This is a genomic window from Streptomyces sp. WAC04114, from assembly GCF_019733245.1.
Classification (GTDB): domain Bacteria; phylum Actinomycetota; class Actinomycetes; order Streptomycetales; family Streptomycetaceae; genus Streptomyces; species Streptomyces massasporeus_A.
In genome coordinates, this window is record NZ_JAIGQA010000094.1 from 20746 (window position 1) to 30165 (window position 9420).

The window sequence follows — 9420 nt, forward strand, 5'->3', positions numbered from 1 at the left end:
TGGTTGCACAAGGTGTCGCGTGTTCGCGGCAGTTGGGGGGATTCGGGACCGGTTGCGGCGTGGGCGGGGGTAGGGGCCCCGTTCATGAACCGATGCCAAGGGGGGCATCATGCAACCGGAAGGTCGCGTTGCCGTGTCTATAGGGTGTGGATGACGTGGTGACTGCGATCCACCATTGATACGTCTGTGAAGGTCGAGGGGGACCTGGAGCAGACGGTAAGAAGCTACGAAACACGCGGCTGTCCGCGTGTGGGGGGATGACTCATGACGTCGAGGCCCACGGGTGCCCGGCAGGAAAACGACCCGTCCCAGACAACCCAGCTCAGGGTGCCTTCGCACCGGATGAGCACGACGGGGACGTTCCGGCGGATCAAGAAGACGCTGCCGAGATACGACTACGAGCACTACAGCCGGCTCGCGGGTCCCCTCACCCAGCCGGATCCGAACAAGCCGTACAAGGTGCAGTACCGCTCGCTCATCTCGCAGGAACCGCACCGCATACGCGTGGCCCTGATGCTGGCCGCCGCCCCGGTGCTGTCCCTGGTGCTGCTGTTCTGGCTGCTCCAGCCCGAGCACTGGACCGAGCGCGACTACCCGGCCTTCGACTGGCTGCCCGCGCTGGACATGGTCATGCTCGTCTCGATCGGTCTGATCGAGTTCTTCCGCTGCATGAACGTGCTGTCGAACGCGCACGCCACGCTGGTGGCCCGCGACCCGATCCCGGTGGTGCCCGAGACCGGCACCAGAGTGGCCTTCCTCACCTCCTTCGTGCCCGGCAAGGAGCCGCTGGAGATGGTGACGAAGACCCTGGAGGCGGCGGTGAAGATCCGCCACCGGGGTCTGATGCACGTCTGGCTGCTCGACGAGGGCGACGACCCCGATGTGAAGGCGGTCTGCGAACGCCTCGGCGTGCACCACTTCTCCCGCAAGGGCGTCGCGAAGTGGAACCAGGCCAAGGGCCCGCACCGCGCCAAGACCAAGCACGGCAACTACAACGCCTGGCTCGAGGCGCACGGCGACAACTACGACTTCTTCGCCTCGGTCGACACCGACCACGTGCCGCTGCCCAACTACCTGGAGCGGATGCTCGGCTTCTTCCGCGACCCGGACGTCGGCTTCGTCATCGGCCCGCAGGTCTACGGCAACTACGACAACCCGATCACCAAGGCCGCCGAGTCGCAGCAGTTCCTCTTCCACGCGCTGATCCAGCGCGCCGGCAACCGCTACGGCTCCCCGATGTTCGTCGGCACCTCCAACGCCGTGCGCATCAAGGCCCTGAAGCAGATCGGCGGGCTGTACGACTCGATCACCGAGGACATGGCGACCGGCTTCGAGATGCACCGCCACAAGAACCCGGCGACGGGGAAGAAGTGGCGCTCGGTGTACACGCCGGACGTGCTCGCGGTCGGTGAGGGCCCCAGTGCCTGGACGGACTTCTTCACCCAGCAGATGCGCTGGTCGCGAGGGACGTACGAGACGATCATCGGGCAGTACTGGAAGGGCTGGTACTCGCTGCCGCCGAGCAAGCTCTTCAACTACACGATGATGATCATCTTCTACCCGATGTCGGCCCTCAACTGGATCCTGGCGGCGCTGAGCTGCTGCCTGTTCCTGGGCCTGGGCGCCTCGGGTGTGAACATCGACCCGGCGGTCTGGCTGATGCTCTACGGCAACGCCTCCGCGCTGCAGATCGGCCTGTACGTCTGGAACCGCCGGCACAACGTCTCGCCGCACGAGCCGGAGGGCTCCGGCGGTGTGGCCGGCATGGTGATGTCCGCGCTGTCGGCGCCGCTGTACGCCAAGGCGCTGATCGACTCCATGCTGCGCCGCAAGAGCAAGTTCGTGGTCACGCCCAAGGGCGACTCGGCCAGCCCGGACCGCTGGTTCGCCACGTTCCGCTACCACTGGTACTTCGTCGCGATCTTCGGCGCCTCGATCGCCGCGGGCTTCGTCTTCGGCCACTCCCACCCCGCGATGATCATCTGGGCGACGTTCGCGCTGCTGATCACCGCCTCGCCGGTGTTCGCCTGGCGCTGGCAGCTGCGGCAGGACGCGAAGAAGCCCGCCGCCCCTGCCGAGGGCGGGCCGCAGGACCCTGCGGAAACGCCCCGGACCCAGCCGCTGCCCATCCCGCAGCAGCAGACCGGGCACACCCCGCAGCAGAAGCCCACGTGGGCCGCGACCCCGGGCGCACACGGGGAGGTCGGGGGATCCGACCAGACCATGCAGATCGCCCTTGGTGGACTTGGGGGACGTAAGGAATGAACGACCGTGCAGGCCGCCGCCGGGCCCGTCGACTCGCGATAGGCACGGCGGTGGTACTCGCGCTGGCCGGGATGAACGGGCCGTGGCTCTACCGCTTCAGCACCGAGAAATACCACCAGTACACAATCAACAAGCCGGAGTACAAGGCCGCGAACGGCAAGTGGGAGATCGTCGATTTCCCCGAGGAGTACCGGCAGAACACCATCCACGCGGCGCTGCTGCGCACCGGCAAGGTGCTGCTCGTCGCGGGGTCGGGCAACGACCAGGACAACTTCGACGCGAAGAAGTTCGACACCCGGATCTGGGACCCGGTCAAGGGCACCGTCAAGAAGGTCCCCACACCGGCCGACCTGTTCTGCACCGGCCACACCCAGCTCGCCAACGGCAATCTGCTGATCGCCGGCGGCACCAAGCGCTACGAGAAGCTCCAGGGTGACGTGACCAAGGCCGGTGGCCTGATGATCGTCCACAACGAGAACCCGGACGCGCCGATCACCCTGCCCGCGGGCACCACGTTCACCGGCAAGAAGAACGGCAAGACCTTCGTCTCCAAGGACCCGGTGCTCGTGCCGCGCGCCAAGAAGGTCTTCGACAAGGCGACCGGCAGGTTCCTGCGCAACGACCCCGGTCTCGGCCGGATCTACGTCGAGGCGCAGAAGCGGGGCAAGAAGTACGAGACGGGTACGCAGGACAACTACCGCGTGCACGGCCTGAAGGGCGCCGACGCCAAGAACACCTACGGCATCGCGCAGAAACTCGCCCTCGACAAGAAGGACTTCCAGGGCATCCGGGACGCCTTCGAGTTCGACCCGGTGGCCGAGAAGTACATCAAGGTCGACCCGATGAAGGAGGCCCGCTGGTACCCGACGCTCACCACCCTGAGCGACGGGAAGATCCTCAGCGTCTCCGGCCTCGACGACATCGGCCAGCTGGTCCCGGGCAAGAACGAGGTGTTCGACCCGAAGACCAAGAAGTGGACCTACACCGGCAAGGTCCGGCAGTTCCCGACCTACCCGGCGCTGTTCCTCATGCAGAACGGCAAGATCTTCTACTCGGGGTCCAACGCGGGCTATGGGCCGGACAACGTGGGCCGTGAGCCGGGCGTGTGGGACGTCGACACCAACAAGTTCTCGAAGATACCGGGCCTGAGCGACCCCACGCTGATGGAGACGTCCGGCACGGTGCTGCTGCCTCCGGCGCAGGACGAGAAGTACATGGTGGTCGGCGGCGGCGGGGTCGGCGAGTCCGAGAAGTCCAGCGAGAAGACCCGGATCGTCGACCTGAAGAAGGCGAACCCGAGCTTCGAGGACGGCCCGTCCCTGGACAAGGGCACGCGCTACCCGAGCGCCTCGATCCTGCCCGACGACAGCGTGCTGATCTCCGGCGGTTCGGAGGACTACCGCGGCCGCGGCGACTCCAACATCCTCGAGGCGCGGCTCTACGACACGGAGAAGAACAAGCTCAAGCGCGTCGCCGACCCGCTCGTGGGCCGCAACTACCACTCCGGGTCGATCCTGCTGCCCGACGGCCGCGTGATGTTCTTCGGCTCCGACTCGCTCTACGCCGACAAGGCCAACACCAAGCCGGGCGAGTTCGAGCAGCGCATCGAGATCTACACGCCGCCCTACCTGTACGGCGACGGGGACCAGCCGTCGCTGTCGGGCGGGCCGCAGACCATCGAGCGCGGCGGCACGGGGACGTTCACCTCGTCGGACGCCTCCCGGGTCAAGAAGGTCCGGCTGATCCGGCCGAGCGCCGCCACGCACGTCACGGACGTCGACCAGCGGTCGATCGCCCTGGACTTCAAGGCGTCCGGCGACAAGCTGACGGTGACCGTGCCGGAGAACCGGAACCTGGTCCAGGCGGGCTGGTACATGATGTTCGTGACGGACGCCGACGGGACCCCGAGCAAGGCGCAGTGGGTCAAGGTGCCCTGACAGGCAACCGGGAAGGGGCGCTCTCCGTGAGGAGAGCGCCCCTTTCGTATACGCCGGTCCGCTGCTGCGGGCCCGTCCGTCAGCCGGTGGCCTTCGCCAGCTTCAGGGCGTAGTCCCCCCACCACTGGCCCGCCTTCGGCCCGCCCTTGCACTCGCCGTCCGACTCGCCCGGACGCTTCACCCACAGGTAGGCGTCGACCAGCGGGTCCGCCGTCTTCGTCGTCGGGGTCTCGCCCAGGGAGCGGCCCGGCGGGTTGCACCAGCGCTCGTCAGGGTTGCCGGCGCCGTAGGGGCCCTTGCCGTTGCGGCTGGTGTCGATGACGAAGTGCTTGCCGCCGACCTTGGCGGACAGCTGCTTGCCGTAGGCGATGGAGTCCTTGGTGGAGTAGAAGTTGGAGACGTTCACCGCGAAGCCGTCGGCCTGCGCGATGCCCGCGCGGTTCAGGGACTCGAAGATCTGGTCGGGGTCCTGCCAGCCGGCGTTGCCCGCGTCCAGGTAGACCTTCGTGTTCTTCAGGGACTTCAGCTTGGTGACGGCGCCCTTGAGGAGGTCGTAGCGCTCCTCGTGGAACTGCTCCGGGGTGCAGCCGTCGACCAGGTGGAGCAGGGCGTCCGGCTCCAGGACGACCGTGGCGGCCCGGTCGCCGATGCCCGCGGCGACGCCGTCGAGCCACTCCCGGTAGGCGTTGCCGTCGGCGGCGCCGCCCTGCGAGTACTGGCCGCAGTCGCGGTGCGGGATGTTGTAGAGGACGAGCAGGGCCGTACGGCCGGCCTTGTCGGCGGCCTCGGTGAAGCCCTGCGTCTGCTCCTGCGGGTTGTCCGGTCCTACCCACTCGGCGACCGGCTGCTCGGCGATCTTGCGGATCTGCTCGGCGTCCTGCTTCTTGCCGGACTTCTCCAGAGCGGCGACCTGCCGCGCGGCGGTCCCGTCCGGGTTGACCCAGTAAGGGGCCCTTTCCTTGGGCTGTTGGGTGATCCCGGCGCCCGCGTCGGCGCCCTTGTCGGATCCGTCTCCTCCGTCGGAGGAGGAACACCCTGTCACCAGCAGTGCCGCCCCCAGCACCGCTGCGGACATCCGCCTCCCGGCGAACGCCCCCGCCCCCCTGCTGCCGTACATCCAACTCCCCCTTGGGTGCAGCGTTCCAAGTCTCAATCCTGACATACGTCCCGCGACACCCACGAGGCGAACCCCACCTGCGCGGATGACGCAGCGCCACCGTATCGGGACCTGGTGTTATCCAACCTCTAGGCCGGGGTGGCCCTTTGGTTCTAGAGTCTTCTCAGCACATGCCCGGCCCCCGGCCAGAGATTCACCCACCGTGACTCCCGTGGCCTCCCGCGCAGCTCGCCGGGTTACTCCCGCAGCCCGTGCGCGCGCGGTGGAGGACCGGCCCGGTCGGCGGCCTCAGGGGGAGCGGGTCGCCGACCGGGTTGGGGGGGCGGCGCCGGGTCGCACCGCCCCTGGGCCTCAGAGGCCGGTTCCCGTCAGGTACGCCGAGACGACCACGTTCGCCGTGTAGCTGCGGGTCGTGCGGTCGAAGCTGCCGCCACAGGTGACCAGCCGCAGTTCGGCCCGCCCCGATTCGCGGGGCCCGTACGCCTGGTGGGCGTCGAAGCGGTCGCGGGTGAGGACCTGCACGGACTCGACGGTGAACTCGGCGACCTTGGCGTCGGCCCGGATCACCCGGATCGTCTGGCCCGGCCGCATGGCACTGACCTTGTAGAAGACGGCGGGCCGGGCGTCGGTGTCGACGTGACCGACCATCAGCGCGGTGCCGGGCGCCCCGGGCGCGACCCCGCCGGAGTACCAGCCGACGACGTCCGGCCGGTCGTACGGCGGCGGATCGGGCGCCCCGCGTGCGTCGAGACCGCGGGCCACCACCGGGGCCTGGATACCGAGCCCGGGGATGTCGACGCGCTGCGGCAGCGCGTCGCCCAGCGGTCGGTGCTCGGGCGGCAGCTTGATGTCCGGGGGGCGTCCGGCCGCCGCCATGTCGCCCGTGGCGGGAGCCGAGATGCCGTGCCGCGTCTCGGTGACCTCGCGGCCCCACAGCCACAGTCCGAGCAGCAGCACGACCCAGGCCATGCCGGTCAGCAGCCGGCCGGTGCCCGAGAAGCGCTTCTGCGGGTAATCGTGATCGTGCATGGTCAGTCCGTTCCGCGGCCCCGGCGCAGACCGCGCAGCGCGACGACCACCGCGGCCACGCCGGCGAGCACCAGCCCGGTCACCCCCTGCGCCGCACCGGGACCGGCGCCGCGCTCCTCGGCGGCGACGAGCTCGGCGGCACCGCCACCGCCCGCCTGGACGGGGGCGACGGGCGAGGCCGGGGCGCTGGGCCGGTGCGAGAGGGATGCGTCTGCGTCGGCTTCGGGGGCGGACGGTTCTCCGTCGACGCCGGGAGCGGACGGCTGGCCGCCGCCGTCGGGGGCGGGCAGGCGACCGCTTCCGTCGGCGGCGCCGGGCGCGGGCAGTTGCCCGCCCGTTCCGGGGGCGGCGTCGGGCGCGGGCATGTGACCGCCCATTCCGGCAGCGGCGCCGGGTGCGGGCGGTCGGCCGCCCGGCGCGGGGGCGGGTGGCGCATCGGGCCGTCGCGCATCGCCGTCCCGGACGATGAGGGTGCCGGTCTGCCGCGTGGCACCGCAGGTGACCCGCACGGCGTACGAACCCGCCTCGGCCGTGGAGCGGACCCGGCTCTCGCCGGCGAGTTCGCGTGCGCCGGTGACGGTGAGCCGGGCGTCCGCGACGAGCGCCGCCGAGACGGCGACGGCCGTCCGCTGCGCGCAGCCGGTGACGCGGAGTGTGATGTCACTGCCGGGGGCGGGGGCCGCCGGGGTCACCGAGACGCTCGCCGTGTCCGCCGCGTACGCCGCCGGGGCGAGGGCGACGACGGCCAGGGCGCCGGCACAGACAGTGACTTTCAGGGAACCCATCGTGAACCTCCAGACGTCTGGAGCCTCCCCCGCGCGGTGGGCCGCCGCATCCTCAGGGAAGCGGCGGCTGCTCCGGACGGGTGACGACGGGTTTGGGCGCGACGGGCCGCTTTCCGAGGTCGGACCGGGTCAGACCCGGTCGACGAGGTCCGCGATCGAGTCCACGACCTGTGACGGCCGGTACGGGAAGCCCTCGACCTGTTCGGGCCGGGTCAGGCCGGTGAGCACCAGGAACGTCTGCATCCCGGCCTCCATGCCGGCCAGCACGTCGGTGTCCATGCGGTCGCCGATCATCGCGCTGGTCTCGGAGTGCGCCCCGATGGCGTTCAGCCCGGTCCGCATCATCAGCGGGTTCGGCTTGCCCGCGAAGTACGGCTTCTTGCCGGTCGCCTGGGTGATCAGTGCGGCCACCGCGCCGGTCGCGGGCAGCGGGCCCTCGGAGGAGGGGCCCGTCTCGTCGGGGTTGGTGCAGATGAACCGGGCGCCGCCGAGGATGAGCCGCACCGCCTTCGTCAGGGCCGTGAAGGAGTACGTACGGGTCTCCCCGAGGACGACGTAGTCCGGCTCGTGGTCGGTCAGGATGTAGCCGATGTCGTGCAGCGCGGTGGTCAGCCCGGCCTCGCCGATGACGTACGCCGAGCCGCCCGGCCGCTGGTCGTCCAGGAACTGGGCGGTGGCCAGGGCCGAGGTCCAGATGGACTCGATCGGCACCTCCAGGCCCATGCGGCGCAGCCGGGCGTGCAGGTCGCGCGGGGTGTACATCGAGTTGTTGGTGAGGACCAGGAAGGGCTTCCCCGACTCGCGCAGCTTCTTCAGGAAGGCGTCGGCTCCGGGGATCGGTACGCCCTCGTGGATGAGCACACCGTCCATGTCGGTGAGCCAGGACTCGATGGGCTTGCGGTCTGCCATGTGCGGGATCTCCTGCCGTACGCGGTCCTGCGTGCGACCCAGCCTAAACAGTGGCGGGATCATGCGGAATGGCCCGTGTGCGGCGTCCCGACTGACGGGACGGCCTGCTCAGCGGCGGCGGCGTGCGACGAGCAGTACCCCGCCGGCGGTGAGCAGCAGGGCCGCGGCCGCCGCGGCGACCTGAGTGCCGGTGCCGGTGCGGGCCAGTTCCTCCGCGAAGGGGAACCGGTCCTCGCGGGGCGGGACGGAGGCGCTGGAGTCGGGGCGGGGTTCCGTGCCCGTGTCGGTGTCGGTGTCCGTGCCGGTGTCGGTGTCCGTGCCGGTGTCGGTGTCCGTGCCGGTGTCGGTCCCCGCCTCACCGTCGTCGATCCCGAACCGGTAGTCGTTGGACTGCCCGACCCAGTCGCCGTCGTCGTCGTGCCGCTGCACCACCGCGGCGTTGGCCGTGACGTCGTTGGGCACGGCGTCCGAGGTGAGCGAGAGCCGCACCTTCACGGTGACGGTCCCGCCCGGCTCGACGGTGAACCCGGCGAACCGGTCCTCCTCGTCGGCGAACGCCCCGACGAGTTCGTCCTCGCCGGTCTTCTCGAACCGCACGGGGTGGGCTTGCCCGCCCTCGAAGAACTCGAGGTGAGGCTGGGAGGGTTCCAGGGCCCGCTTGTCGTCGATGAGCACGACGACGGGGTGGATCCCGGTGCAGGTCCGGTCGGTGGTGTTGGTCAGGTCGACGTACCAGGTCCCGAACCCGCCCCCGGCCGTGTAGGTGTCCGGCCCGCCATGGATGCGGGTGGTGAGCGGGAAGGTGTGGTCGTCGGGCGCGGCACAGGAGGGCACCGGGGCGTCCGCGTGCGCCGGGAGAGCGCCGGGGAGCAGGGCGGCGGCCGCCGCTGCCACAGCCAGGCAGAGATGAGCGGGCGTGCAGAGTCGCATGATGATGTGACATTCCGAGCGGCGGGGGCCGCGAGACGACTCCCACGCGAACGGGCCCCGAACGGCTGCGCGGATCCGCCCGATCGGCGGACAGGGTCTGGCGGCGGACGGGGCTGGGGCGGCGGGCGGGGCTTAAGGGGCGAAAGGAGCGGTGCCCGGTCGGCTGCCGGGGTCTGGCGTGGCCCGGGCCTCAGTGACGCCCCAGGGCCCTTGCACGGGGGTACGCCCTGCCCACGAGGACGACACCAACCGCGGTGCGTGCCGACGTAGGTCATCAGCAGCGGGACCACGGCCGGGCAGCCCGCCGACCCGAGCACGAGTCGAGCGGCCCCTACCGCCCTGCCCCGCCTGCGGCACGAGGCCGCCCGCCTCGGCGACGACCCCGGGCGGGCGGCCCCGCGCCCGGCGCGAGGGTGGGGAGGGGCGAGGCGGCCCCTACCGCCCCTCC

General features: G+C 70.5%; 7 protein-coding genes. 2 read left to right on the top strand and 5 right to left on the bottom strand.

What is annotated here, in order from left to right; genetic code table 11:
- Positions 1 to 264 precede the first annotated feature (264 nt).
- A complete protein-coding gene (locus K4G64_RS23025) occupies positions 265 to 2265 on the top strand; it encodes a glycosyltransferase family 2 protein (RefSeq protein ID WP_221757915.1) in 2001 nt (666 codons plus the stop codon).
- Positions 2262 to 4202, top strand: coding sequence for a kelch motif-containing protein (locus K4G64_RS23030; protein WP_221757916.1), 1941 nt, complete (start codon positions 2262 to 2264; stop codon positions 4200 to 4202). The genes K4G64_RS23025 and K4G64_RS23030 overlap by 4 nt, the downstream gene beginning before the upstream one ends.
- 79 nt (positions 4203 to 4281) lie before the next feature.
- Here the strand turns inward: K4G64_RS23030 and K4G64_RS23035 are convergent, their stop codons facing one another.
- The 5 genes from K4G64_RS23035 to K4G64_RS23055 all read right to left on the bottom strand — a co-directional run bounded on the left by K4G64_RS23035 (position 4282) and on the right by K4G64_RS23055 (position 8972).
- The gene (locus K4G64_RS23035) at positions 4282 to 5319 is read right to left on the bottom strand and encodes a glycoside hydrolase family 6 protein (RefSeq protein WP_221757917.1); all 1038 of its coding nucleotides are present in this window, start codon (positions 5317 to 5319) and stop codon (positions 4282 to 4284) included.
- A 351-nt stretch (positions 5320 to 5670) separates the two neighbouring features.
- Positions 5671 to 6348, bottom strand: coding sequence for a class F sortase (locus K4G64_RS23040; RefSeq protein ID WP_221757918.1), 678 nt, complete (start codon positions 6346 to 6348; stop codon positions 5671 to 5673).
- A gap of 2 nt (positions 6349 to 6350) precedes the next feature.
- The gene (locus tag K4G64_RS23045; protein ID WP_221757919.1) at positions 6351 to 7133 is read right to left on the bottom strand and encodes a hypothetical protein; all 783 of its coding nucleotides are present in this window, start codon (positions 7131 to 7133) and stop codon (positions 6351 to 6353) included.
- A gap of 129 nt (positions 7134 to 7262) precedes the next feature.
- Positions 7263 to 8042 (bottom strand): HAD-IIA family hydrolase, encoded by a 780-nt coding sequence (locus K4G64_RS23050; RefSeq protein WP_221757920.1) that lies wholly within the window; start codon positions 8040 to 8042, stop codon positions 7263 to 7265.
- A gap of 108 nt (positions 8043 to 8150) precedes the next feature.
- Complete coding sequence (locus K4G64_RS23055) at positions 8151 to 8972, bottom strand: LPXTG cell wall anchor domain-containing protein (RefSeq protein WP_221757921.1); 822 nt, start codon at positions 8970 to 8972, stop codon at positions 8151 to 8153.
- Positions 8973 to 9420: the final 448 nt, after the last annotated feature.

Bases quoted from the DNA above. Each gene is read 5' to 3' on its own strand.
- K4G64_RS23025 (WP_221757915.1), top strand. From the start codon at position 265: ATGACGTCGAGGCCCACGGGTGCCCGGCAGGAAAACGACCCGTCCCAG.
- K4G64_RS23030 (WP_221757916.1), top strand. From the start codon at position 2,262: ATGAACGACCGTGCAGGCCGCCGCCGGGCCCGTCGACTCGCGATAGGC.
- K4G64_RS23035 (WP_221757917.1), bottom strand. From the start codon at position 5,319: ATGTACGGCAGCAGGGGGGCGGGGGCGTTCGCCGGGAGGCGGATGTCC.
- K4G64_RS23040 (WP_221757918.1), bottom strand. From the start codon at position 6,348: ATGCACGATCACGATTACCCGCAGAAGCGCTTCTCGGGCACCGGCCGG.
- K4G64_RS23045 (WP_221757919.1), bottom strand. From the start codon at position 7,133: ATGGGTTCCCTGAAAGTCACTGTCTGTGCCGGCGCCCTGGCCGTCGTC.
- K4G64_RS23050 (WP_221757920.1), bottom strand. From the start codon at position 8,042: ATGGCAGACCGCAAGCCCATCGAGTCCTGGCTCACCGACATGGACGGT.
- K4G64_RS23055 (WP_221757921.1), bottom strand. From the start codon at position 8,972: ATGCGACTCTGCACGCCCGCTCATCTCTGCCTGGCTGTGGCAGCGGCG.